Origin of the sequence: Paenibacillus cineris, assembly GCF_018333335.1 — a bacterium.
Classification (GTDB): Bacteria; Bacillota; Bacilli; order Paenibacillales; family Paenibacillaceae; genus Paenibacillus_AQ; species Paenibacillus_AQ favisporus.
On sequence record NZ_BORU01000004.1, the window covers coordinates 202,154 to 226,697 of the forward strand.

Annotated in this window: 17 protein-coding genes; 7 read left to right on the top strand and 10 right to left on the bottom strand. The window is 56.5% G+C overall.

What is annotated here, in order from left to right; translation table 11 throughout:
* Positions 1-188: 188 nt before the first annotated feature.
* The 5 genes from KI379_RS27685 to cidR form a co-directional block, all read right to left on the bottom strand.
* Complete coding sequence (locus KI379_RS27685) at positions 189-2,069, bottom strand: ABC transporter ATP-binding protein (protein WP_076171886.1); 1,881 nt, start codon at positions 2,067-2,069, stop codon at positions 189-191.
* Positions 2,066-3,793, bottom strand: a complete 1,728-nt coding sequence (locus KI379_RS27690; RefSeq protein WP_212985597.1) for an ABC transporter ATP-binding protein — start codon at positions 3,791-3,793, stop codon at positions 2,066-2,068. The genes KI379_RS27685 and KI379_RS27690 overlap by 4 nt, the downstream gene beginning before the upstream one ends.
* A complete protein-coding gene (locus KI379_RS27695) occupies positions 3,787-4,329 on the bottom strand; it encodes a MarR family winged helix-turn-helix transcriptional regulator (RefSeq protein WP_089549664.1) in 543 nt (180 codons plus the stop codon). Before KI379_RS27695 ends, KI379_RS27690 begins: the two co-directional genes overlap by 7 nt.
* Positions 4,330-4,486: 157 nt before the next feature.
* Positions 4,487-5,857: an MATE family efflux transporter gene (locus KI379_RS27700; RefSeq protein WP_212985598.1), complete on the bottom strand. Its 1,371-nt coding sequence runs from the start codon at positions 5,855-5,857 to the stop codon at positions 4,487-4,489.
* Positions 5,858-6,133: 276 nt separating this feature from the next.
* Positions 6,134-7,027 (bottom strand): cidABC operon transcriptional activator CidR, encoded by an 894-nt coding sequence (cidR, locus tag KI379_RS27705; RefSeq protein WP_212985599.1) that lies wholly within the window; start codon positions 7,025-7,027, stop codon positions 6,134-6,136.
* A 199-nt stretch (positions 7,028-7,226) separates the two neighbouring features.
* On the opposite strand from cidR, the gene KI379_RS27710 reads away from it, so the two are divergent.
* Together KI379_RS27710 and KI379_RS27715 are read left to right on the top strand one after the other, a co-directional pair.
* Entirely contained in the window at positions 7,227-7,598 is a 372-nt protein-coding gene (locus KI379_RS27710) for a CidA/LrgA family protein (RefSeq protein ID WP_089549661.1), read from the top strand.
* The gene (locus KI379_RS27715) at positions 7,598-8,272 is read left to right on the top strand and encodes a CidB/LrgB family autolysis modulator (RefSeq protein WP_212985767.1); all 675 of its coding nucleotides are present in this window, start codon (positions 7,598-7,600) and stop codon (positions 8,270-8,272) included. Before KI379_RS27710 ends, KI379_RS27715 begins: the two co-directional genes overlap by 1 nt.
* 4 nt (positions 8,273-8,276) lie before the next feature.
* Here the strand turns inward: KI379_RS27715 and KI379_RS27720 are convergent, their stop codons facing one another.
* The 3 genes from KI379_RS27720 to KI379_RS27730 all read right to left on the bottom strand — a co-directional run bounded on the left by KI379_RS27720 (position 8,277) and on the right by KI379_RS27730 (position 14,113).
* A complete protein-coding gene (locus tag KI379_RS27720) occupies positions 8,277-9,251 on the bottom strand; it encodes a Gfo/Idh/MocA family protein (RefSeq protein ID WP_212985600.1) in 975 nt (324 codons plus the stop codon).
* A 174-nt stretch (positions 9,252-9,425) separates the two neighbouring features.
* Positions 9,426-11,741, bottom strand: a complete 2,316-nt coding sequence (locus KI379_RS27725; protein WP_212985601.1) for an ATP-dependent DNA helicase — start codon at positions 11,739-11,741, stop codon at positions 9,426-9,428.
* 164 nt (positions 11,742-11,905) lie between these two features.
* Positions 11,906-14,113, bottom strand: a complete 2,208-nt coding sequence (locus tag KI379_RS27730) for a methyl-accepting chemotaxis protein (protein WP_212985602.1) — start codon at positions 14,111-14,113, stop codon at positions 11,906-11,908.
* A 502-nt stretch (positions 14,114-14,615) separates the two neighbouring features.
* Here KI379_RS27730 and KI379_RS27735 point away from each other — a divergent pair.
* Both KI379_RS27735 and KI379_RS27740 read left to right on the top strand, forming a co-directional pair.
* Positions 14,616-16,460: an LTA synthase family protein gene (locus tag KI379_RS27735; RefSeq protein WP_244879469.1), complete on the top strand. Its 1,845-nt coding sequence runs from the start codon at positions 14,616-14,618 to the stop codon at positions 16,458-16,460.
* Between the two features lie 267 nt (positions 16,461-16,727).
* Positions 16,728-17,708 carry a glycoside hydrolase family 113 gene (locus KI379_RS27740; RefSeq protein WP_212985769.1) on the top strand — a complete coding sequence of 327 codons (981 nt, stop codon included), beginning with the start codon at positions 16,728-16,730 and terminating at the stop codon, positions 17,706-17,708.
* A gap of 187 nt (positions 17,709-17,895) precedes the next feature.
* Here the strand turns inward: KI379_RS27740 and KI379_RS27745 are convergent, their stop codons facing one another.
* Entirely contained in the window at positions 17,896-18,966 is a 1,071-nt protein-coding gene (locus tag KI379_RS27745) for a LacI family DNA-binding transcriptional regulator (protein ID WP_089549657.1), read from the bottom strand.
* A 334-nt stretch (positions 18,967-19,300) separates the two neighbouring features.
* Between KI379_RS27745 and KI379_RS27750 the strand changes: the two genes are divergently transcribed.
* From KI379_RS27750 to KI379_RS27760, 3 genes are read left to right on the top strand one after another with little or no spacing between them, the layout of a single operon-like run.
* On the top strand, positions 19,301-19,708 hold the full coding sequence (locus tag KI379_RS27750) for a hypothetical protein (protein WP_212985603.1): 408 nt from the start codon (positions 19,301-19,303) through the stop codon (positions 19,706-19,708).
* 10 nt (positions 19,709-19,718) lie between these two features.
* Positions 19,719-21,464 (top strand): ABC transporter ATP-binding protein, encoded by a 1,746-nt coding sequence (locus tag KI379_RS27755; protein WP_212985604.1) that lies wholly within the window; start codon positions 19,719-19,721, stop codon positions 21,462-21,464.
* Positions 21,448-23,295, top strand: coding sequence for an ABC transporter ATP-binding protein (locus tag KI379_RS27760; RefSeq protein ID WP_373309619.1), 1,848 nt, complete (start codon positions 21,448-21,450; stop codon positions 23,293-23,295). Before KI379_RS27755 ends, KI379_RS27760 begins: the two co-directional genes overlap by 17 nt.
* Before the next feature lie 84 nt (positions 23,296-23,379).
* Here KI379_RS27760 and KI379_RS27765 read toward each other — a convergent pair whose 3' ends face one another.
* Positions 23,380-24,384 carry an alpha/beta hydrolase gene (locus KI379_RS27765; RefSeq protein WP_212985605.1) on the bottom strand — a complete coding sequence of 335 codons (1,005 nt, stop codon included), beginning with the start codon at positions 24,382-24,384 and terminating at the stop codon, positions 23,380-23,382.
* Between the last annotated feature and the right edge of the window lie 160 nt (positions 24,385-24,544).

Sequence of the window (24,544 nt, forward strand, 5' to 3'; positions counted from 1 at the left end):
GATCAAGCATTCACCGCAGGTTCGGTCTGCGTTTTATATTCCTGAATGAACTTCTAAGATCAATATTGACAAACACACGTTCGATATTCAAGCATAAACTGCCAATATTCCAAAAAAAAGAGCAGCCGTCATGGCTGCTCTTTTGAAATGCGGATGATAAGGGGTCGCGGGTGGGGTCACCTTCACCCTCAGACAACCTCCTGAATGCTTCCGCCGGAAAACTGGCTGTTATACAGATCGGCGTAGAAGCCGCCTTTGGCCAGAAGCTCCTCGTGGTTGCCCTTCTCGATCACACTGCCCTGGTTCATGACCAGGATCAGATCGGCGTCACGGATCGTGGACAGCCGGTGGGCGATGACGAAGCTCGTTCTGCCCTTCATCAGGTCGTTCATCGCCTTCTGAATATAGACCTCTGTCCGGGTGTCGACGCTGCTGGTCGCTTCATCCAGAATGAGGATGGACGGATCGGCCAGAATGGCACGCGCAATCGTCAGCAGCTGCTTCTGCCCTTGGGAAATGTTCGACGCTTCTTCGTTGAGCACGGTGTCGTAGCCGTCCGGAAGCGTCCGGATGAAGTGATCGGCATGAGCCGCCTTGGCCGCCTCGATCACTTCCTCATTCGTGGCGCCGGCCCGGCCGTAAGCGATATTTTCCATAATCGTCCCGTTAAAGAGCCAGGTATCCTGAAGCACCATGCCGAAAATGCTGCGCAAATTGCCGCGCTTCAAGTGGGTAATGTTCACGCCGTCGATGGTGATCGCCCCGCCGTTCAGCTCATAGAAGCGCATCAGCAGGTTGATGAGCGTCGTCTTGCCGGCACCGGTCGGCCCGACGATGGCGATCGTCTGTCCCGGCTTCACATCGATGTTCATGTCTTCAATGAGCATTGCGTCTTCCTTATAGCCGAACCGCACATGCTCAAACTCCACGGCCCCCTTCGGATTGTTCAGGACAGCCGCATCCGCCGCTTCCGGCACTTCCTCTTCTTCATCCAGCAGCTCGAACACGCGCTCCGCCGAAGCGATGGTGGACTGGATGATGTTCGCAATGTTGGCCGTCTGCATAATCGGCTGGGTGAACTGTCTGGCGTACTGGATGAACGCCTGCACATCCCCGATCGTAATCCGGCCGTGCGTGACGAAGATCCCCCCGACCACGCAGACCAGCACATAGCCGATGTTGCCGATAAACATCATCATCGGCATGATGATGCCGGAGATGAATTGGGCTTTCCAGCCGGAGCTGTACAGCTTTTCGTTGATTTTGTTGAAATCCTCGACGGACTCCCGTTCGCGGCCGAAGGCCTTCACAATTTTATGTCCCGTGTACATTTCCTCCACATGGCCGTTGAGCTGTCCCAGAGAAGCCTGCTGGGCCATGAAATGCTTCTGGGACCGGGAAGCTACCGCTTTGATAACAATGAAGCTGAGCGGCAGCGTCACGATCAGAATCAGCGTCATCCATGGGCTGATCGACAGCATCATCACGATGACGCCGACCAGCGTCACGATCGACGTGATTAGCTGTGTCAAGCTCTGCTGAAGCGTGGTGCTGATGTTGTCGACGTCGTTGGTCGCGCGGCTCAAGATTTCCCCATGCGTCCGGGAATCAAAATATTTCAGCGGCAGGCGCGACAGCTTCGCGTTGATCTGCTCACGCATATCGTACACGACCTTCTGCGCCACGCCGGCCATCAGATACTGCTGAATATAACTGAACGCTGCGCTGAACAGGTACAGACCAATCAGAATCAGCAGGATCTGGGTAATGTAGGTAAAATCAATGCCGGCGCCCGGCGTTCCCTTTGCCATCGCGATGACGCCTTCCAGCAGCTTGGTAATCGCCTTGCCGAGAATTTTCGGGCTCGCGATGCTGAACACTGTACTGAGAATCGCCGTCAGAAAAATAACGATCAGCGTCCCCCGCCGCGGCCGCAGGTACCCGACCAGCCGCTTCAGGGAGCCCTTGAAGTCCTTGGCCTTCTGCGCAGGCATCATTTGGCCGGGATGGCCGCCGGGATGCCGGGGTCCTCCCATCCGGGGTCCGGGTCTTCTTGTTTGCTCACTCATGCGATCTCCTCCTCTGACAGCTGTGAGGATACAATTTCGCGATAAACGTCACTGGTCTCCATCAGCTCGCGGTGGGTGCCGATGCCGGCAATCCGCCCTTCGTCGAGGACGATGATCCGGTCGGCGTCCATGACCGTGCTGACCCGCTGCGCCACGAGCAGAACGGTTGCGTCCCGCGTCACCGGCTTCAGCGCGCTGCGCAGCTTCGCATCCGTCTTGAAATCAAGCGCCGAGAAGCTGTCGTCGAACGCATAGATTTCCGGTCTGCGTACCAGCGCCCGTGCGATGGATAAGCGCTGCTTCTGCCCGCCGGACACGTTGTTGCCGCCCTGGGCAATTTCCGACTCAAAGCCGTCTTTCATATTCATAATAAATTCGGTCGCCTGGGCGATATCCGCCGCTTCGCGGATCTCTTCATCGGTGGCGTCCTTTTTGCCGTAGCGGATATTGTCCGCAATCGTCCCGGTGAACAGCAGCGCCTTCTGCGGCACGAAGCCGATCTTGGCGCGCAGCTCCTCCTGCGTCATCTCGCGGACATCGACCCCGTCGACCAGCACGCTGCCTTCCGCCACATCATAGAAGCGCGGAATCAAGCTGAGCAGCGTCGACTTGCCGGAACCGGTGCCGCCGATAATCGCCGTGGTCTCCCCCGGCTTGGCGGTGAATGAAATCCCCGACAGCGCCGGCTGCTCCGCGCCCGGATAACTGAACGTCACGTCCCGGAATTCCAAATAGCCGCGTCCTTCTTCAGAGGATTGTGCAACGAGCGGATCGTCGATATCCGGCGTAATGCTGAGCACCTCGTTAATCCGCGCAGCGGATGCGGAAGCGCGCGGTACCATGACGAAGACCATAGAAACCATGATCAGGGAGAACATGATCTGCATGGCGTACTGGATAAAAGCCATCAGGTCCCCGACCTGCATATGTCCGTCCCTAATGCGCAGGCCGCCAAACCAGACGATGGCGATGGTCGATAAGTTCATGACGATCATCATGATCGGCATCATGGCCGCCATGATTTTGTTGACCCGGACCGCCGTGCTGGTCAGATCGTGGTTGGCTTCCTTGAAACGCTCCTGCTCATGCTGAATCCGGTTAAACGAACGAATGACCCGGATCCCGGTCAGGTTTTCGCGAAGCACCCGGTTCAGTTTGTCCAGCTTGACCTGCATGGCCTTGAACAGCGGCATTCCCATGCCGGCTATGAGGGCAATGGAGCCCGCCAACACCGGAACGATCACGACGATGATCAGGGACAGCTTGGCGTCCTTGGACACCGCCATAATAATCCCGCCGATACACATCATCGGCGCGCTGATCATCATCCGCAGCATCATGGTCAGCACCTGCTGGGTCTGGGCGATATCATTGGTGGTGCGGGTAATGAGCGAAGCCGTGCCCAGCTTGTCAAATTCCTGCAGGGAGAAATTCTGGACATGCTGGAATACCCGGCTGCGCATCGATCTGCCGAAGCCGCCCGCCACTTTGGCGGACAGGTAGCTCGCGGCAATGGAGCAAATGGCTCCCCCCAGAGCTACGGCCAGCATAAAGCTGCCGATTTTCCAAATGTAAGGAATGTCTCCCTCGATGATGCCCTTATCCACGATGTCCGACATCAGCGTCGGGAGATACAGGTCCGACATGGACTGCAGAAACACAAGCACAAATGTGAACAGGATCAGAAGCCAGAACGGCTTCAATGAACGAAAAAGCTTCAGCATGTTGGCACTTCACCTCCATCCGATGAATCATTCTGCGTCTTGCTTTCATAATACTTATAAGCCTTGGTCAGCAGCTCGGACAGCTTCTCGCTCTCCTCGATGCCCAGGTGATCGACAAGCCCCTTGAAGGAATGGATCGTCGCCTTACGGGCTTGGATAATCGCTTCCCGCCCCTCTTCGCTGAGCTTGATCCGGACCACCCTTCGGTCCGCCTCATCCGGCGTCCGTACGATCCATTTCTTCTTCTCCAGCGCTTTGACAAACTGGGTGACGGTCGGAGAAGTGACCCCCAGCATCGCACTGATCTCGGATACCTTCAGTCCCGGGCTATCCGGCTCGACATGACGCATGAGCAGAACCATCAGCCCCATCTCGCTCATCTTCAAACCTTCGATTACCCGGTGGCGAAACTCACCCCTGTTAAATCGCATGACTGCCTGAAGCAGCTGGACAACGGTTTCGTGGTGCTGATCATGCTCCTGCGGTTCGCTACCCTGGCAGAAGGCTTTCTGACGGTTGTTGCCATCGTCGTTCATGACGCCAACAATCCTCCTTTCTCAAACGTGCTATGAAGGATTAGCTCCCGCATAAAAAAATAATTAGGTTACCAATTAAATAGGCAACCTAATTATATGACCTTTCCGATTTATATGTCAATTAAAACATATCTAATAAAGTCCAACAATATTTTGTTCATGGATCGGCTGTGCTTGCAGGATCAGCATTCCGCAACAAACGTTTAACGGTCACAACAAACAGCATACAGCAGGTGACCGCCGCGCAGACGTCTGCAATCGGCTCGGCCATAATGACGGCATCGGCTTTGGGCGATATGAACTCCGGCAGCACAAAAACCAAAGGAATCAGCAAAATGATTTTACGCAGAACGGCAATAAAGATGGACACCTTAGCCTGCCCAAGCGCAAGAAACATCTGCTGCAGCGCCAGCTGAATGCCGTAAATGCATGTCCCCAGGAAAAAGACCGGCATCAGCCTTTCCGTCAGCGCAATCAATTCAGCCTGATCCGTGAAAATCATGGCGGGAAACCGCGGCAAGAACACCGCCACCGCCCACATCTGGATGCCGAGGACACCGCAAACGGCCGTACAAAACCGGATCGCCGCCTTCACCCTTGCATAGTCTCCCGATCCATAATTGTAGCCGATGACCGGCTGTGCTCCCTGCGCAAAGCTGGATAAAGGCAGGGAAAACAGCTGCATGAGGCTGGTCAGAATGCTGATTGCGCCCACATACAAATCGCCGCCATACCGCGCAAGGGAAATATTAAACACGATCTGGATCAGGCTTTCCGTCGACTGCATGATAAAAGGGGACAGCCCCAGCGCAAGGATGCGGCACGCCATCCGGGGGTTCACCCGCAGGTTGCGGAGCCGAAGACGAAGGTGGCTGTGCCTGGATGTAAGAAACGACAGCACCCATATAGCGGACGCAGTCTGGGAAATGACGGTTGCCAAGGCAGCCCCGCGGACTCCCATATGCATCGGAAATATAAAAAGGGGTGCCAGGATGGCGTTCAGCACAGCTCCGGCACAGACCGTGGCCATTGCCGTTTTGGCAAAACCCTGAATGGAAATAAAAGAATTCAGCCCAAGGGACATCAGCACGCTGACCGTCCCCAGCAAATAGATGCCCATATAATCACTGGCATAGGGCAGTGTTGTACCGCTCGCCCCGAAGGCGATCAACAGGGGACGCTGAAAACACAGCAGCACCGCCGTCAGCACTCCCGAGACGAGCAGGAGCATCAGGCAGCAGCTGCCCAGCAGCTTCTCCGCTTCCTTGGGTTTCCCTTCCCCCAGCTTCATGGAGGCCAGCGGAGCGCCGCCAAGGCCGATGAGGGCCGCAAACGCCGAGATGGTCATGATCAGCGGGAAGGCGATGCCCAGTCCGGTTAATGCAAAGGTACCGCCTCCCGGCATCCTGCCGATCAGCATCCGGTCGACGACATTGTACAGCGCGTTGACGATTTGAGCCGCAATCGCCGGAAGTGCAAGAGACAACAGCAGCTTGGGGATGCTCCCCGCGGCAAACCGGCTGCTCATTTCATCATGGTTGATTGTAAATCATTCCTTTTCGCTCGTAGTTTCCGTAGAAATGCGCATTTCCATCTTTCATTATATCAGACTGAGATCGCATGAAAACACGAGTTTTAAGGCATCTATGCGGCCGTTTAAGGGTTGTAAAATATAAAAATAATGAGGAGATACATGTCTGAATCCAAAACGCTTTAGAAGAAAAAATAGGAGGTCTGAGAGGGTGTGGGTTTAATGTATTTTTTCTTGTAACCTCATTAAAATAATGCGTTCCAGTCTGCCCGGTTACCCCCTGTCCTCCATCAATTTCCCCTGCGTAAACGCGATCCATTCCCGCGCGGCATAGGACAGGTAACGGTCCCTGCGCCAGATCATCCCCAGCTGCCACGGAATAACCGGTTCCACCAGCGGCATAATCCGGATCCGCTCCCGGTTGATTTCCCGGCAGATCGTTTCCGGCAGCAGGGCGATGCCCAAATTGGCGGCGACCATGCCGCTGATCAAGTCCCATTGGGAGCTTTCGTAGACGATATGCGGCTGGAAGCCGACCTTGACGCATTCCGTAATGATCCGGTCATGCAGCGCAAAGTCCTCCCGGAACAGCACGAAGTTCTCTTCCGCCAGATCGGCAAGCCTGGCGCACTCGCGATGCGCAAGACGGTGCGACGGGTGCACCAGCAGCATCAGGTTTTCCCGGACGAACGAAAACGAGTGGAACAGCGAGTCGTCGGTTGGCAGCACCACAACGCCAATGTCGAGCAAACCGCTTTCTACGTCGACCTCCACCTTTTTGGCGCCGTCCTCAAAGATCTGCATCGTCACCTGCGGGTATTTCTGATGAAACTGCCCGATCACCTCAGGAAAAAAACTCGATCCGACCATCGGTGGCAGGCCGAGGCGGATATGGCCCTTCTTCAGATTTTTCAAATCGCCGAGCTCGGAGGACAAGCTCTGGAACGACTTCACGATCGGCTGCGCCTGCTCGTAAATAATCCGGCCGGCATCGGTCAGCACCACCTTTTTGCCTGAACGGTCAAACAGGGTGACGCCAAGCTCCTCCTCAATGTTGCGGATCGTTTTGCTGATCGACGGCTGCGTGATGTAGAGCGATTCCGCCGCCTTCGTAAAACTCTGCAGCCGGGCGACCTCCATAAAATACTGCAATTGGCGGATGTCCATACGTCGTTCTCCTTTTCCTTAAGTAAGTCTATCGGGGACATTTTACGTACTTGCCCATCATCCATTTCGATTTTCAACTTATACGTCATCCTTATGCTATAGCCAAATGGAATGATATCCATTCGATATATGCATTTTACCTATGAAAATTAATGCTGTAAAATTTTCATTATAAATGAAAGGAAGGCGAAAACAATTGATGAAGCATGCCGTCAAAGGGACCTTTCAGGTCGCCGTTTTAATGCTGTTTTCATATGCGATGAACCAGCTGGCCGGTCTGCTGCATCTGCCGGTGCCGGGCAGCATTCTCGGAATCATCGTGTTGTTTCTTTTGCTCGAATCCGGCGTCGTCAAGCTCGAATGGATCGAAGTCGGAGCAAACTGGCTGCTCGCCGAGCTCCTGCTCTTCTTTATCCCGGCCGCCGTCGGGGTGATGAAATATTTTGCGATGCTGGAGAGCGACGGGGTGCGAATCCTGCTCGTCGTTATTTTCAGCACGGTCGTGGTCATGGCCAGCTCCGGCTTGACCGCCGCACGCATTGCCAAACATAAAGAACGGAAGGTGTCATGATGATCGGTCTCATCTGTCTGCTGCTAACCCTCGTGATCTACATGGCAGCCAAACGATTGTATAAGCGGTATCCCAAAGTGTATCTGTCGCCGCTGCTGGTGACGCCCTGCATCATTATTATTTTCCTGCTGTGCACGCATATTCCCTATGAACATTACAATGCCGGCGGGAAATGGCTGAGCGATATGCTCCAGCCTGCGACAGTCGCCTTTGCGGTGCCGCTCTATAAAAATTTTAAAGTACTCAAAAAGCACGCCGTCGAAATCGTCGTCAGCGTGCTTACCGGTTCCTTCATGGCTATGATCTCTTCGGCGGTGCTCGCCAAAGGGCTGAAGCTGGACACTTCATTGGTGACCAGCCTGATCCCCCGCTCGATCACGACGCCGATCGCCATGAATGTATCGCAGGTCATCGGCGGGGTGCCGAACATTACGGCAGTCTTCGTCATTATGACCGGCCTGCTCGGCTCCGTGCTCGGGCCGATGATTCTGCGCCTCCTGCGGATCGAGAACGAAATCGCCCGCGGCGTGCTGCTCGGCACGAGCGCCCACGGGACGGGGACGTCCTTGGCCTTCGGCTTCAGCTCGATGAGCGGAGCGATCTCCAGCGTCTCGATGATCCTGGCCGCCTTGTTCACGCTCGTCGCGGCGCCGCTGCTCATGCTGATGTGGTAATGGGTTACAGGCGGACCGGCTTGCCGGTAGATGCCGAGACCAACGCGGCACAAGTCACAGCCTGCGTCCGGCAGGCATCCTCATAGCTTGAAAGAATACGGGAGCGGTCTCCGGTGCGCAGCGCATGGAGAAACGCTTCCGTTTCGCGTACATAGGGGCTCCCCTGCTCCGTATATTCTGTCGTGACGCCGGGCGCCGCCAGCTGCAGCCGCTGCGGGTTCCAATCGACGATCCCCCGGTCCGTATAGAATGTCAGTCCCGTCTGGCTCAGCCCGCCGCCTTCCGGCAGGACGCATGTGTTGGAGATGTTCGCTACCACGCCGCTCGCCAGGCGGAGCGTGACCGTTCCCACGTCGGCAACTTCCACCCCGTCCACCTGGCTCCGCTTGACCCTGTCCCCGTAAAGCGCATACACTTCTTCCACTTCGCCGGCCGTATACCGGAGCATGTCGACCATATGCGTCGTCTGCTCGATGAACTGCCCGCCGGAGCCGCTTTGCCGTCTCCACCAGGACACGCCCGGCATGCTGTCCATCCACCGCCCCAGCACCATGCCGGTCGTATGGTTCGACAGCTCCTCCTTCAGCCGCGCCGCATTGTGCTGGTAGCGGAAATGGTACCCCACCGACGTCAACAGCCCCGTCTCGCGGACCCGGACCAAAATTTGTTCCGGCAAGCCGGTGTCGATCCCAAGCGGTTTTTCCACCAAAAACGGAATACCGCGCTCAATCAGCTTCATTTCGATTTCGCCGTGTGCCATCGGCGGCACGCAGATATACACCGCGTCGAGCGGCCCCGCGTCCAGCATGGCATCCAGATCCTCATATCCCTCGGCGCCGTAACGCCGCGCCATCCGGTCTGCTTTCTCCAGGCTTGTACCACAAACCGCCGTCAGCTTTACTCCATCCATCGCCGCCAAGTTGTCGGCATGTACGCCGCTGAACCATCCGGTTCCGATCAATCCGATACGAAGTGTCATCCTGCGCGATCCCACCTTTATCCTGTTTTCTCCACTATACCGGGGGCCGTCCCGTTTGGCTACGATTTGTTGGGAACGCATCCCACGCTCTCGTATCCATCCCTTTCGCGGAACCAAATCCCGACGAGACCAAGCGGCCCGGAGGAGCACTTCGCTGTGCCGCGTCTCGCCCGTCTAAGGCCTCCCGACGGTGAATCCCTTCCACTCATCCGGGAGCAGCCCCTGATAGTGCCGCTGGAGAAATCGGTCGTCGACCAGCACCAGCACGCCCGTATCCTGCTCGGAGCGGATCAGCCGCCCTCCGGCCTGCAGCACCTTGTTCATCCCCGGGAACACGTAGGCGTAATCATACCCGCTTTTCCCGTTTTCATTGAAGTAATCCCGAATCAGGTTCCGTTCAAAACCAAGCTGCGGCAAGCCCACGCCGACAACGACCACGCCTCCCAGACGGTCCCCCTGCAGGTCGATGCCTTCGGAGAAAATGCCCCCGAGCACGGCGAAGCCGACGAGCGTATCCGCATTGTCCGCCTGGAACGCCGCGAGGAACCGCTCCCGCTCCTCCTCGGCCATTCCGGTATCCTGCACGATGATGCCAACCTCCGGGTGCAGCTCCGCAAAAGGCTCGACCACCATACGCATATATTGGTACGACGGGAAAAAGACCATGTAATTCGCTTTGCGCTCCGATATGAGGCCATGCAGCAGCTTCACCAGCGCGTCCTGGGTGTCGTCCCGGTCCCGGTACCTGGTGGACAGCGGCTCGATGCGCACATCCAGCTGCTCCCGGCTGAACGGCGACGGCACGGACAAGCTGTAGTCCTCCTCGCCGGCGCCCAGCATGTCCCTATAGTAGGACAGCGGAGACAGAGTGGCCGAGAAGAACACGGTCGAGCGGAAGCCTTTTCCCGCCTGGGTGAGCAGGTAGGACGGATCCATGCAGAACAGCTTCAGCACGCAGTCGCCGCCGTGAATCTCGGCATACGTCAAAAAGCGTTCGTCATACAGCTTGGCGATCCGGATATAATGCTGCGACGCAAAATAAGCATCCAGCAGTTGCTCCTGCAGCCCGGGGTCGCCTTTGGGAGCCAGCAGCTCCCGCTCGGCTTCGGCGATGAACAGCTCCAGCCGCTCACCCAGTTCCCGAGGCTGTTCCTGCCACTGCTTCTGGCGGACTTCGCCCATTTCCTTTTTCAGCTCGATAAAAAATTTATTGACCGCATCCGCCGCCTTCTGAACCCCGGCATCCACGCCCTTGTATCCGCGCTTCAGCTCGAGAAATGCCGCCTTGCCGATCTCAGCCGAGAACATGTCCCGTCCCCGATCAACGAGGTTATGGGCTTCGTCCACGAGCAGCACCGTCCGCCTCTTCTGCTCCTCGGGCAGCCGTTTGAACGAAACCCGCGGATCAAAGATGTAATTATAGTCGCAAATGACCGCATCCGCTGCGTAGGCCGCGTCCAGCGAAAACTCAAAGGGACATACCTGGTGCTTGCGAGCGTAACGCTCGATGACGGCGCGGTCCATCACCGTTTCCTGGGACAGCATGTCCAAAATAGCCCCGTTGACCCGGTCGTAGTAGCCGTCCGCAAACGGGCAGGCGTCCTTCCGGCAGACCGTCTCCTCCTGAAAGCAGACTTTGTCCTTAGCCGTAATCGTCACCGTCTGCATCCGCAGCCCTTTGGCCTGCATCAGCGCAAAGGCCTGCTCGGCGGCCGTTCGGGTGATCGTCTTGGCCGTCAAATAAAAGATCTGCCCAAGCAGCCCCTCCCCGATGGCCTTCACGGACGGAAACAGCGTGGACATCGTCTTGCCGATCCCCGTCGGGGCCTTGGCAAACAGCTTCCGCTTCTCCTTCACCGCCTGATAGACCGCTCCCGCCAGCTTGCGCTGTCCTTCCCGGTAAGTGTCGAACGGGAACGGCAGCGCGCGGATGCTCTCATCCCGGAGATGCGCATTTTTCAGCCGGAGCGCGGCATACGGGGTATAGACCTCCAGCACCCCCATCACAAAGGCTTCGAGCTCTGCCAGCGTCAGCATCCGCCGGAAACGGCGCTCCGTGCCGGTATACGTCTCGACGTAGGTGAGCTGCACCGTCATCCGGTCCAGGCCGTGGTCCATGGCATAAATATAGGCGTAAACTTGAGCCTGTGCCCAGTGAACGGGCTTTCCGTCCCCCTCCATCGCATCCAGGCTCGCAGCGGTCGATTTGATCTCATCGATCATCCAGCCGTCATCCGTTTGGATCAGGCCGTCGCATCTTCCTTCAATGACATAAGTCTGGTCCCCGAAGGAGATCTCCCGCTTCAGAAACACCTCCTTCTGGTCGCCTTCCCCGTAGGTTTTCTGCACCTGCTGGTGAATTCGTGTGCCTTCAACCATGGCGGTGGCCGACCGGAATCCGGAATCGATATCCCCGCTTGAGAAAGCATATTCCACCAGCGGTCGAACCGATATCCGAACCTCCGCCCGCTCCCGGTTTTCTTCAGACATAAGATCACCCGTTCCCCTTGTTTTTCCCATCATACCATAATGGAGCAGGCAGTCCCAATGCGCTATCCACGAAAAAAGCCCGTGCCGCCCTGATCAAGGGGCACGAGCTTTGTCTAATGAACTCATCCGGCAGCGGCAGGTCACACGACGCCACCGTCTTCCTGCTATCTTCTTCGCGTCTCGGTCAGGCGGAACTGGTTGACAAGCTGAAGCAGCGATCCGGTGATGGACTCCACATTTTCCGATGTGCCGCGGACGTGCTGCATGTCCTCCTGCAGCTCCTGCAGGGTGCCTTCCACCTCTGCCGAAATGCTGCGGTTTTCGATGCTGACGGCGGCTACCTTTTCCATGATGCCCACCACTTCACCGACCATCTTGGTCTTGAGGCTGTCCTGGCTGCCAGCCTGTCCCAGCATTTCAGAGGCCGAAGCGACGATTTTCGTACCCTCCTCCACCGCCCGGCTGCCTTCGTCCATGGAGGCAAAGGCCAGTTCCACCTGCCCGCCGATCTGCCGCAGTGTCCGCTGGATCTGCTCGGTGGAATGCCGGGTAAGCTCGGCCAGCTTGCGGATTTCTCCCGCCACTACCGAGAAGCCTTGACCGTGCTCGCCCGCCCTTGCCGCTTCGATCGACGCGTTCAGCGATAACAGATTGGTCTGCTTGGAAATGTTCTCGATGGCCGTCAGCAGGCCGGCAATATCCCGCGTCGTTTCCATAAACGTCCGAATGGTCCGGTTGCTCTCCTCCACCTTGTCCTGGATTTGCTTCATCTTGTCGCCGATATGCTGCACTTCGCTTTGCGCCACCGCAATTTGCTGAGCAGCCGCCTCTTCGATTTCCCGCAGGGTAACGCTCATCTCCACCGACACGTCCTTGGCCACGTCGATATCCTTCAGCTGGCCGCGGATGCCGCGGATCATGCTGTGAACCTTCCCGCTCACCCGCTCCGTGGAGCTGGCGGTCGACTGGGCCGTCGCATGCTGCACGTGCTGGCTGTCCTGAACGTCCTGCGCCGCCTGCTTAACCTGCAGCATAATGCCTTCCAGGGCATCGATCATGCTGTTTACCCATTTGCCGAGCTCCTTGGCCTCGTCATCCGCAAATTCGCGCAGGTCCAGCCGCTGCGTCAAATCCCCTTTGCCTTCGGCATTGATGCGGATGAACCGGCTCAGGCTGCGTAAATGCTCCGCCGTCCGCCGCGTCGCCCTGCGTTCAAGAACGGAGACCGCGATCCAGCCGAACAGCACGTTTGCCGCCAGAACCATGATCAGCCCCGTGACCGGAGGCAGACTCCAGGCCAGCAGACCGAATAGAAGACCGTTCAGCACCACGCCCGCCAGACCTGTCATCAGGTGCATTTTCTTCATCTTCCAACCGAAGCTCCGGAAGCGGTACACTTCCTCCAAATCCCCTTCGCACATCATCCCCCATACGTCCGGGCAATGCGGAAGCTGAAAAGTAACCCCTTTACCGATCACCGGAATGTGCCGGTAGTCCGAATATCCCGGAAACTCCACAAACAGATTGCTTCCGTTCTGTATCGTGTTCGCCACCCCTGGATGCAGTTCTCCTGTGGCCGGGTCCTTGAACACCAGTTCCAGCTCGGTATGGTTCTTTACCTGAACCGTCCCGTAGTCGGTCCGTACCCCTTCTTTCAGGTTATCGCCGTGCGTAAAGGTAAAGTCCTCGAAGCGGCTCCGCGACAGCGCCGTTCCGGGCGCGATGTTCTTGCTCAGTCCCGGCTTGGCCATGAAAATGTAGTTATCGCCTGAATCGGGATATACATGCCCCTGCTCCCGCTGGATCAAGTCGCCCAGGACATCGTTTGGAACCCGGCCGCACAGCGCCCCTTTCCACTCACCGTCATTCATGACCGGCAAAATAAACATCAGCGTCATCGCGTCGTGAAACGCCGAAGTGCTCGGGCCGACCTCTAATGTGGCCGGGTCGGAATAGGGGCCGAACAGGCAAGGATTCCCCTGCAGCGTATACTTCAGCCCCGGCTCGATCAGGCCCTCTCGGCTGCAGCTTGCTCCGATGCGGGACGGATGGGTGGAGTACACCACCTTCATGTCGTCACGAATCAGGAAAATCTCCGAGAAATCGGCACCTCTCTTCATATAGGAAGCGAACAGCGGCTCCAATGCCGCGGCCCCGGCAGGATCCTGGACGATATGGCCGAAGTTTGGGCCAAGCTGTATGCTCAAACGCTCCAAATGGGACCAATACTCCGTAACCCAGCTCTCTAATATTTGTATACGATTCTGGGCGATTCCCTCAAAAATGTTTTCGATATCCTCTTTCAAATGACGGTTTAACCGGTACGACCACCAGAGTGGCAGCCCCGTTGTAAAGCCAAGCCAGTCAAACATCCCCCTCAACCCCTTCATCGAACATTACATTATGTGTTAACTTATTTAACACAATATGGTTTTCGCACATTTTACCTAAAATACAGGCCTGGTTCAACACAATATTTTACAGTTTTTAGGGGGTTATTGACCGGTGGGAAATAAGCAGTGTACCGCCGTGTTTAGCGGGGTGTCATGGTGTTACGGCCCAGCCCGCCGTCATCCGGCGGATCGGAAATCCGGACGTTTTCAAAGAATGCTTCAGAGGAGCGGCGGAAGCGGTTCATTTACTTCCCAATATGGTAAATGATAACTAGAAATGACAAGGATTCGCCTTTTGACATCTTTCTGAGCCGAAGGCATAATAAACCTATTGCCCTCGATTCCATGCGACAAAAGGGCTCAAGCAACCGCAGGATATTCAATTTTATGCGCAATCATCCAGCTTTTCGCGCGATATACTCAGCTGCCCGGCTTAGATCAGCCAGGTCAGCCCGTCATTAAAAGGAAGGAAGTTGGTAACGTGTCTTCACTTCGTGGATTTCTGCGAAAACCGTTTGTCTTATTCACCATTCTTTTACTTTTAAAGGGGTATTTGGCATGGGCCGTTACGTTTAATGACCTGATGCCCTGGAAGCCCATCATTACCGAAATTCCGTTTATTTGGCTCGTGTTCTGTCTGATTGAGTGGTTTGCCGGCAAGCGGAAATTCGGCGCTTATGTCATCGCCAACCTGCTGCTGACCACGATCTTTTTCGCCGTCATTATGTACTTCAAATATTATGGCGTCATCGCGACTTACCATGCCCTGGAGCAGGTTAACCAGGTTACGGCCGTCCGCAACAGTGTCTTTTCGCTGATGGACCCTTACTATTTGCTGATCTACGCCGACATCGTCGTGATCTTTGTCATCATGGTACGGGGCCGTAAAGCGCGGCAATGGAAGGATCAGACCAGCCGCCGGGCCCGCCGGAGCGTCGTTACCGTGCTGTTCATCCTGTCCCTCGTGATCTGCCTGTTTAATATCGTTCCGAACCGGGCCAGCATGAACGAGATCACAAAAGCCCAGCAAATGGGCATTTTGAATTATGAAGCGTATACGATTTTCTCCAAGAAGAAAGAGGACATCGTTCCGCTGAACAGCATTACCCAGGCCTCGATCGATGAGCTCAAAGGCATCAAGAAGACCGATCAGCCGCAGCATTTCGGGGATGCCAAAGGCAAGAACGTCATCATTATCCAGCTGGAATCGTTTCAGAATTTCCTGATCAACCTGAAGATCGACGGCCAGGAAATTACGCCTAATATGAACAAGCTGGCCAAAGAGCAGTACTACTTCCCGAACTTCAACCAAATGGTCGGCCAAGGCAATACATCAGATGCCGAATTCGTCGTGAACACCTCGTTCTATGTTCCGCCGAGCGGAGCAGCCACGCAGAACTATGTCGACAAGAAGCTGCCGAGCCTGCCGAGGCTGATGGAGAGCAACGGTTACTCGACCGCGACCTTCCATACGAACGACGTGGAGTTCTGGAACCGCGGGGAGCTGTATTCGTCCCTTGGCTTCCAGCATTATTACGACAAGTCCTTCTTCGGTGACGAAGATTCCTTCTTCTTCGGCCCATCGGATGAAGTGCTGTATAAGAAGACTGCCGCGAAAATGAAGGAAATGGACCAGGAAGACAAACCGTTCTATGCCCAGATCATCTCGATGTCGGCGCATCATCCGTTCACGATTCCGGAGAGAAAATACCACATGCAGCTCCCTGAGCGATACGACGGTACGTTTGTCGGGGATTATATCCGCGCCCAGAATTATGCGGATTATGCGCTGGGCCAGTTTATCGATGAACTGAAGACTAACGGCCTCTGGGAAGACAGCCTCATCGTCATCTACGGGGATCACATGGGACTGCCGCTGTACTCCCTGGACCGTGATGATAAAGAATTGATGAAGGAAATTTACGGACATGAATATTCCTATTCGGATATGATTAACATCCCGCTGATTCTGGCGGGCGGCTCGATCCAACATCCGGAAGTGAACAACACGGTGGGCGGACAGGTCGACATCCTGCCGACGGTCGCCAATCTGACGGGTGTTTCCGTCAAAGACCATATTCATTTCGGACAGGATCTCTTAAATCAGAGCTATAATCTGATTCCGGAGCGTTATTATTTGCCGACCGGTTCCTTCCTGACCGACAATGCGCTCTTCGTGTCGGGAGCCGGATATGAGGATGGAGCGCAGTACCCGCTGAGCGGCCGAACCTCAGTGGACGGCGGCACTACGGAAGAGGAATATAACCGGGCGCTTAAGCTCCTTAATTTGTCCGACAGCTACGTGAACCAGCAGCCGCTTAAATAGAGAATGGCCTCATGCATATCAAGCCTTGCCTGTACAATTACGGGCAGGGCTTTTATTTTTCACCTTTGTTATCAATGTGTTATTTATTTTTCACGCACCCTATCTCCACACCAAGACGGGCATACCATCTATAATCATCATATTTTCACAACCACACACTTGATCTTCAGACGTATTTTGTTTATAACAAGTATATAAAGTTATCATAACTAAATAACGAAATATGCTAACAAAATAACACAAGAAGAGGTGCACACGGTGAATTTAATGCGCAATAACTTGCTGGAAGGATATATCGGCGGCATGACCTGGGGATGGACCGGCATCCGGGGAACATGGAACACCCCTGAGGCCGGACATTCGATGGAGGAAATGGTAAAACGCCTCGGCGTGAACTGGACGGCCGTCACCTTTGCGGCCCTGCAGGATACGGCCCATTCGACGGAAATCCACTTTGCGGAAGAGCCGACCGTAACGGATGAAGAGGTTCGCCATGCGATTGCCTCCGCCAAACGTCTCGGCTTGCGCGTCTGCCTGAAACCGGTCGTCAACTGCGCCGACGGAACTTGGCGGGCCCATATCAACTTTTTCGATATTGACGTGCCTTGTGAACCGAAATGGTCCGAGTGGTTTGACTCTTATACCCGGTTTATGCTGCACTATGCGGCTATGGCCGAGGAAACCGGCTGCGAAATGCTGTGCATCGGGTGCGAGATGGTGCAGACCGACCGAAGGGAACGGGAATGGCGCGAGCTCATCCGCCAGGTTCGGCAAGTATACTCCGGCATCGTTACTTATAACTGCGATAAATATCAGGAAGGCCAGGTGGCTTGGTGGGATGCAGTGGATGTCATTTCATCCAGCGGCTATTACCCGATCGACAGCTGGGAAGAGCAGCTGGACCGCATTGAGCCGGTCGTCCGCCGGTACGGCAAGCCCTTCTTCTTTATGGAGGCGGGATGTCCCAGCCGGACCGGTTCGAGCCGGATTCCAAACGACTGGGGACTGCCCGGAGACCCAAACGAGGACGAACAAGCCGCTTATTATGAGCGGATGTTTGAAGCCTGCGCCAGCCGTTCATGGGTGGGAGGATTTATGCTGTGGGACTGGCCGGCGGCGCTATATGCACCGGGGGATGCCGCAGGGAATGATGATTACTGCCCTTATGCGAAAAAGGCGGAGGGCCTCATCCGCGATCATTACACGGCACAAATCCGCGAATTCGATGGACTGCCTGCCCAGCCGTAAGCGATCTAAAGGGCGCACAGGAAGATTGAACCTCGCGATTTCAGCTCTTTCAACCCGCACATACGGCAACCCTGTGCACTTTCCGGAAACTTCGAAACTTCCTTTATCGATAAAAAGCATCCCGCCTGTTGGGCGGGATGCTTTTTTTGTTATGACCGGCTGAGATTGTATCGTACCTGCCGTGATGTCAGCTCCCGGAGCCATCCGGCGCCTGCGCCGTGGAATCACGGTAGACGATATCGCCGGCGAGCAGGATTTTTTCCAGAGGCGTATCCGCCTTGTCCATTCGTTCGAGCAGCTTCTCGACAGCCCGGCGGCCCATCGCCTCCTTCGGAACATGAACGGTCGTCAGGGACGGACTGCCCTTGGCCGCATCGGCGATATTGTCAAATCCGGAGACCGACACCTCCTCCGGAACCCGCACGCCAAGCTCGATCAGGATATCCCGGGCCGTCAGCGCAATCGCATCGTTGGCGCAGACCAGTGCGGTCGGCAGCGATTTGGATTTGATTTTCCGCGAGATCCACGACCGGATCTCGGGCTCGAAGCTGCCGTTCTCCAAATCGGGAAGCGGAATGACCAGCCCTTCCTGGCTCGGCAGTCCCTGCTCATCCAGCGCCGTCCGGTACCCGATGGAGCGGTCCCGGAAGCTGCGCGAATACCGGTCGTTTCCGATGAACTGCAGCCGCTGATGGCCGATGCCGATCAGGTGGGTCGTCAGCCGGGCCATCACATCCATATTGTTCGCAAAGACCGTGTCGGACGGAATGAGCGGATCCTCCATGTCGACCAGCACGATCGGCAGCCCCATCCGGTGCACCTCCAGCAGCAGCGGCGTGGAAATTTCCCCGACCCCAATGAGTCCGAGAATCCCTTCCGGATTCAGGAGGCTGACAAAGTTGTCCACGTTCTGCTCAGAGATGATCACCATGCCCAGTCCCCGTTCCTCGAGGCTGATCGAAATCCCCTCCATAATCTTGCCCCAGTACAGCGATTCCCTGTTCTGAAAACGGATATTGGGCATCAACACGATCACGGAATGCTTGGCACCGCTGCGCTTAAGCGTGTTGGGTTCCGTGCGGGGGCTTCTCATATAGGCTTTCTTTTGCGAAAAATACCCGAGCTGGGAAGCCGCCTGGATCACCCGCTCCCGGGTCATTTCATTGACTCCGCCCTTGCCGGACAGCGCCTTGGATACAACGAACTTCGATACGCCCAGGTGGTCGGCGATTTGCTGCATCGTAATCTTTTTGGCCATCGTCTCTATTTCACCTCAAATAAACTGTCATTCATGTTACGAATATCGTAAAGGGCTGCATCGGGCGTGCCGCTTCCAAGGCGGTTTAGACGCCGGTGATGCTCCGGGTCCGGATACAGCCGTTTCTGGAACCATGTTTGTTAGTCTGCGGAATCAACAACATTATAACAAAATGGACGCCGGCATTATATAGAGACGATAACGAAGAACAGAGACAGCTGGATTTTTCCAGATTTAGGGTAAAAGGAATTGACTCTTATCACGCAATCGTATACATTTGTATACAAACAGCATTACACGTATACACATCCACTAATTCTAAGGAGTGACGTCAATGAAAGAAGATATGAACAACGAGGGCGGCCGCTGGGAGCGAGGCGACCGGCGCGGCGGCGGGGGCCGCGGACACGGACACCACGACCACGGCCGGCGCGGCAAAAGGGAGCATCACGGCGACGACGAAGGCGGCGGCCGGAGCTTTCAGAGCGCCCAGACGTTTCGGCGCGGCCGCGTGCTGATGTTTCTGGAGCGTATGCAGGTCATTCGCAGCACGCTGATGCAGCAGCTGAGCCAGCCCGAGTACCAGCCGATCCAGCAGGTCATTACCGGTGAGCTGAAAGCCGTTGACCAGATGATCCAGGAGTACATCCATACGTTCGAGCTGCGTGAAACGGCGGATGGCGGAGCCTCGGGTCCTTCGCCGGGAGGCCAGGCGCAGGCTGCCGATTCTGATACCAAGTGAGGTCCCGCCCATGTGGAAACTGATGATATCCTACCTTCGTCCGTATAAGGTGTCGGCTCTGCTGGCTCCTCTGCTGATGCTGCTTGAGGTATCCATGGACCTGCTGCAGCCAGCGCTGATGGCGAACATCGTTAATAAAGGAGTGGTTCCCGGCGACCTTGCGTACATCGAGCGAACGGGTCTTCTGATGATCGGGGTTGCCGTAGTCGGCCTGCTTGGCGGCGTGGGGTGCACTGTCTTTTCAACTTATGCCTCTCAGCATTTCGGCACCGATCTCCGGGACCATCTGTTCCGGAAAATACAAACCTTTTCCTTCCGCAATCTGGACGAGCTGAAGACCGGATCGCTGATCACCCGGCTGACGAATGACGTCGTTCAGCTGCAGACAGTGGTCCAGATGATCCTGCGGAGCATCCGCTCCCCGCTGCTGTTCCTCGGCAGCCTCATCCTGGCCCTCTGGATCAGTCCCCGGCTGACACTGGTTCTGGCGGTATCGATCCCTGTCCTGGTGGTCTTTCTGGTGCTGCTGATCCGGAAGTCTTTTCCGCTGTTCGGCCGGGTTCAGTCGATGCTCGACCAAGTGAACGGCGTCCTGCAGGAGAACCTCGCCGGCATTCGGGTCGTCAAGGCCTTCGTCCGCGCAGGTTATGAACGCAAGCGCTTTGCCGGCGCTAACGGCGATTACACGAAGGAGGCCATCTCGGCCAACCGGCTCTTGGGGCTGAACATGCCGGTCATGACGCTGATCCTGAATTTGAGCATCGTGGCGGCGCTCTGGTACGGGGGTGCCCTTACCCGCGGCGGATCCCTTCCCGCCGGCGATTTGATCGCTTATATCAATTACGTGACACAACTCCTGTTCGCCATGCTGATGGTAAGCAACATGCTGACCTTCATCTCCCGGGCCAGAGTCTCCGCGGCCCGGGTGCAGGAAGTGTTTGACGCGCAGCCGGACATTGTCGATCCCACCGGCGCCCAGGCCAAGGAACCGGCGGCCGCGGACGTGGTCTTCGAGAATGTATCCTTCGGTTACGGGAAGCATCCGTATGCCGATCCGGTGCTCAGCGGGATCAGCTTTACAGCCAAACCGGGACAGACGACCGCCATTCTCGGCGTTACCGGATCCGGCAAATCCTCGCTCGTACACCTGATCCCCCGGCTCTATGACGCCACCGGCGGCCGCGTGCTCATCGGCGGCACGGATGTCCGCGACATCCCGCTGGACATCCTGCGCGGGATGGTGGGCATGACGCTGCAGCAGTCCGTGCTGTTCAGCGGCACGGTGCTGGATAACATCCGTTACGGCCGGCCCGGCGCTCCGCTGGAGGAAGTGACCGCGGCGGCCAAGGCCGCCCAGGCCCACGATTTTATCATGCAGATGCCGGACGGCTATGAGACCGTGATCGGGCAAAAAGGCGTCAATCTGTCCGGCGGGCAGAAGCAGCGCCTGTCGATCGCCCGCGCGCTGCTGGTAAAGCCGCGAATTCTCATCCTGGACGACAGCACGAGCGCGGTCGACGTCGGCACGGAATCGCGCATCCAGGCTGCGCTGAAGGAGCTGATGAACCGCAGCACCAACATCATCATCGCGCAGCGGATCAGTTCAGTCATGGAGGCCGACCAGATTCTGGTGCTGGAGAACGGCTCCATTGCCGCCCGGGGGACCCACGAAGAACTGCTGCGGACCAGCGCGATCTATCAGGATATTTACCGTTCGCAGCGGAAGGAGGAAGATACGCATGCCGCAGCCAACTAAACCCGCCGGCGCTGAAGCCGGCCGCGGGGGCCCTCCCATGATGGGCCATGGACCCGGCCGAAACATGGTCATGCAGAAAGCCAAGCCCAAGCAGGCTGGTGCTACCCTCAGAAGACTGTGGGCCTATTTGAGCCGGCAGCAGTTCGGGTTGATCATCGTATATATTACGACCATTCTCAGCGCGGTCATTTCCCTGATCGGCCCTTTCCTGCTCGGCAAAGCGATCGACCGCTTCATTATGCCGAAGGAGCATGAAGGCTTCTGGTCGCTCTGCTTGCTGATGATCGGCATCTATGCACTGGGCAGCGTCGTTTCCTGGATTCAGGTGTACGTCATGACGGCGGTCTCCCAGCGCACCGTCTTGGCTCTCCGCCAGGACCTGTTCGATAAATACCAGCAGCTGCCGCTGCGCTTTTTCGATACCCATCCGACCGGAGAGCTGATGAGCCGCACGACCAATGACATCGAGAACGTGTCGAACACGCTGAACCAGAGCGTAACGCAGCTCTTGAACAGCATCATTACGCTGGCCGGGTCGCTGGTCATCATGCTGAGGCTCAACCTGCCCCTTACGCTCGTCAGCCTCATCAGCATTCCGCTCGTGCTCGTGGCAACACGTCAAATCACGCGGCTGACCCGAAAGCTGTTCAAAGCCCAGCAGCAGCACCTCGGTGAGCTCAACGGCTTTATTGAGGAGACCGTCAGCGGGCAGAAAATCGTCAAGCTGTTCCGGCGGGAGCCTGTCGCGGTCGAGCAGTTCCAGAAGATCAACCACAAGCTGAATCAGGTCGGCATCCGTGCGCAGATCGCCTCCGGCATGGTCGGGCCGGTCATGAACATGGTGAACAACCTCAGCTTCGCCCTGATCGCGGCGGCCGGCGGCTGGATGGTGTTGCAAGGGCACACCTCCGTCGGCATCGTCGTCAGCTTTCTGAACTACTCCAAGCAGTTCGGCCGGCCGATCACCGAACTGGCCAACCAGTTCAACCTGATGCAGTCCGCCATTGCGGGTGCCGAGCGCGTATTTGAGATTTTCGACCTCGACACCGAGTATGCCGAAGACCACAAGCGGGCCGTCGCGGAGCTTGGAGAGGTAAAGGGCAGCGTCGAATTCCGGAATGTAACTTTCAGCTATAAACCGGGAACGCCGGTGCTGCAGGACGTATCCTTTACCGCCGAGCCCGGTCAAATGATCGCCCTCGTCGGCCCTACGGGTGCAGGCAAAACGACGATCATCAACCTGCTGACCCGGTTCTACGAGATCGACCAAGGCGACATTTGCATCGACGGGGTGAGCATCCGCGATATGGATAAAGACAGCCTGCGGAGCAAGGTGGGGATCGTCCTCCAGGACACCTACGTTTTTTCCGGCAGCATCCGCGAAAACATCCGGTTCGGACGGTTGGATGCGACCGATGCCGAAGTGGAGCATGCCGCCAGGCTGGCGAATGCTGACCGCTTTATATCCCGTCTGCCGGACGGGTATGATACCGTCCTGGCCGCCGAGGGCAGCAATCTCAGCCACGGCCAGCGCCAGCTGCTGACCATCGCCCGGGCGATCCTCGCCGATCCGGCCATCCTCATACTGGACGAAGCCACCAGCAGCGTCGATACGCGGACCGAAATGCATGTCCAGGAAGCGATGCAGACGCTGATGAAGGGACGGACCAGTTTTGTCATCGCCCACCGGCTGAGCACGATTCAGGATGCGGACCGGATTCTGTTCATCCACGGCGGACGCATTGCCGAGCAGGGGGACCACCGTCAGCTGCTGGAAGCCAAAGGTTTTTATTATGACTTGTACACCAGCCAGTTTCAGCGGGCGATATAATTGGGGAATCATAATAAAACTCCGGATGCCTTCACAGGCGCTTCCGGAGTTTTTTTCGAATGAACGATGTTGTCAGGTCAGGATTTAACCCTCCACGGGGGTCAGAACAGCCTGCGGCTCCGATCCGGGAATCATCTCCTTTTCCGTCCCCTTCCCTAACCGGATATAACGCCCAATAAATTGGCGTATCCTGCGTTCGTACTCTTTTTTGTCCACAAAATAAGCGTTCGCATGCGAAGCCCCCTGAACCACATAGACTTCCTTATCCCCTGCCGCGGCATCCACAAGACGGTGCAGCATCGCGTATGGGACAAAGGTATCGCGGTCCCCGTGAATAAACAGAATCGGGAGCTTTGTCACGCCGACCTGCTTCAACGCTGAGGCTTCTCCGAAGGAGTATCCTGCCCGCATCTTGCACATCAGGCTGGTTGCCGGCAGCAGCGGAAATGGCGGGAGCTTATACATCTGCTTGAGTTGATGGGTCAAAATGTCACGCACTGACGTGTAGGCACAGTCCGATACGATGCACTTCACCTGACCCGGGAGCTCCTCCCCGCTTACCATCAGCACCGTCGCTCCGCCCATGGATACGCCGTGCAGTATGATTTCCGCCCCGGGTCCGCTGCGGTCAATGACCGTGCCGATCCACCGCATAATATCCCTGCGGTCCGGCCAGCCAAACCCGATGTAATTCCCTCCGCTTTGGCCGTGCCCCCGGTTATCCGGCATCAGCACGTTCATGCCCATCTCATGGTACAGCTTAGCAAAAGCCCCCATTTCCCGGCCCTGGCTGGAATAGCCGTGCACGACGATGGCGGTTTGGCGGGCAGGCGTCGCTGCGGGGATGAAATATCCTTTGAGGGCAATACCGTCCGAGGACGTCAGTTCCAACGTCTCTACAGGCTGGCTGCGGAGCCACTCCTCCTCAAGCTCCCAGGGGTGCTCTTCTTTGACCAGCGCCGGATCGGCTTCCAAAAACTCCTTCGTGCTGCGCTTGATGCCCACATTATAAAAATAAGCACTTGCCGCGGCCAGCAGCAAAACGATCACGGCCAGGCAAATGATGGCGACCCATACGGCGGTGAACATGATGGTGATCTTTCCCTCCCGGTCTTAGGCGATTATTGGATATGTATAAAATAACATTCCGCAGCACGGCATACAATGGCGGTTCTGCGTCCGTTCCTCACGATCACGCAAAAACAGCCCTTTCGGTCCATCACCGAAAGCGGCTGTTCGCTGTGCTGCA

What these genes read in the sequence shown, in the direction of transcription:
- KI379_RS27710 (WP_089549661.1), top strand. Translation starts at nt 7,227, where the DNA reads ATGAAGCATGCCGTCAAAGGGACCTTTCAGGTCGCCGTTTTAATGCTG.
- KI379_RS27690 (WP_212985597.1), bottom strand. Translation starts at nt 3,793, where the DNA reads ATGCTGAAGCTTTTTCGTTCATTGAAGCCGTTCTGGCTTCTGATCCTG.
- KI379_RS27755 (WP_212985604.1), top strand. Translation starts at nt 19,719, where the DNA reads ATGTGGAAACTGATGATATCCTACCTTCGTCCGTATAAGGTGTCGGCT.
- cidR (WP_212985599.1), bottom strand. Translation starts at nt 7,027, where the DNA reads ATGGACATCCGCCAATTGCAGTATTTTATGGAGGTCGCCCGGCTGCAG.
- KI379_RS27685 (WP_076171886.1), bottom strand. Translation starts at nt 2,069, where the DNA reads ATGAGTGAGCAAACAAGAAGACCCGGACCCCGGATGGGAGGACCCCGG.
- KI379_RS27725 (WP_212985601.1), bottom strand. Translation starts at nt 11,741, where the DNA reads ATGTCTGAAGAAAACCGGGAGCGGGCGGAGGTTCGGATATCGGTTCGA.
- KI379_RS27695 (WP_089549664.1), bottom strand. Translation starts at nt 4,329, where the DNA reads ATGAACGACGATGGCAACAACCGTCAGAAAGCCTTCTGCCAGGGTAGC.
- KI379_RS27720 (WP_212985600.1), bottom strand. Translation starts at nt 9,251, where the DNA reads ATGACACTTCGTATCGGATTGATCGGAACCGGATGGTTCAGCGGCGTA.
- KI379_RS27760 (WP_373309619.1), top strand. Translation starts at nt 21,448, where the DNA reads ATGCCGCAGCCAACTAAACCCGCCGGCGCTGAAGCCGGCCGCGGGGGC.
- KI379_RS27750 (WP_212985603.1), top strand. Translation starts at nt 19,301, where the DNA reads ATGAAAGAAGATATGAACAACGAGGGCGGCCGCTGGGAGCGAGGCGAC.
- KI379_RS27730 (WP_212985602.1), bottom strand. Translation starts at nt 14,113, where the DNA reads ATGTTTGACTGGCTTGGCTTTACAACGGGGCTGCCACTCTGGTGGTCG.
- KI379_RS27765 (WP_212985605.1), bottom strand. Translation starts at nt 24,384, where the DNA reads ATGTTCACCGCCGTATGGGTCGCCATCATTTGCCTGGCCGTGATCGTT.
- KI379_RS27715 (WP_212985767.1), top strand. Translation starts at nt 7,598, where the DNA reads ATGATCGGTCTCATCTGTCTGCTGCTAACCCTCGTGATCTACATGGCA.
- KI379_RS27740 (WP_212985769.1), top strand. Translation starts at nt 16,728, where the DNA reads ATGCGCAATAACTTGCTGGAAGGATATATCGGCGGCATGACCTGGGGA.
- KI379_RS27745 (WP_089549657.1), bottom strand. Translation starts at nt 18,966, where the DNA reads ATGGCCAAAAAGATTACGATGCAGCAAATCGCCGACCACCTGGGCGTA.
- KI379_RS27700 (WP_212985598.1), bottom strand. Translation starts at nt 5,857, where the DNA reads ATGAGCAGCCGGTTTGCCGCGGGGAGCATCCCCAAGCTGCTGTTGTCT.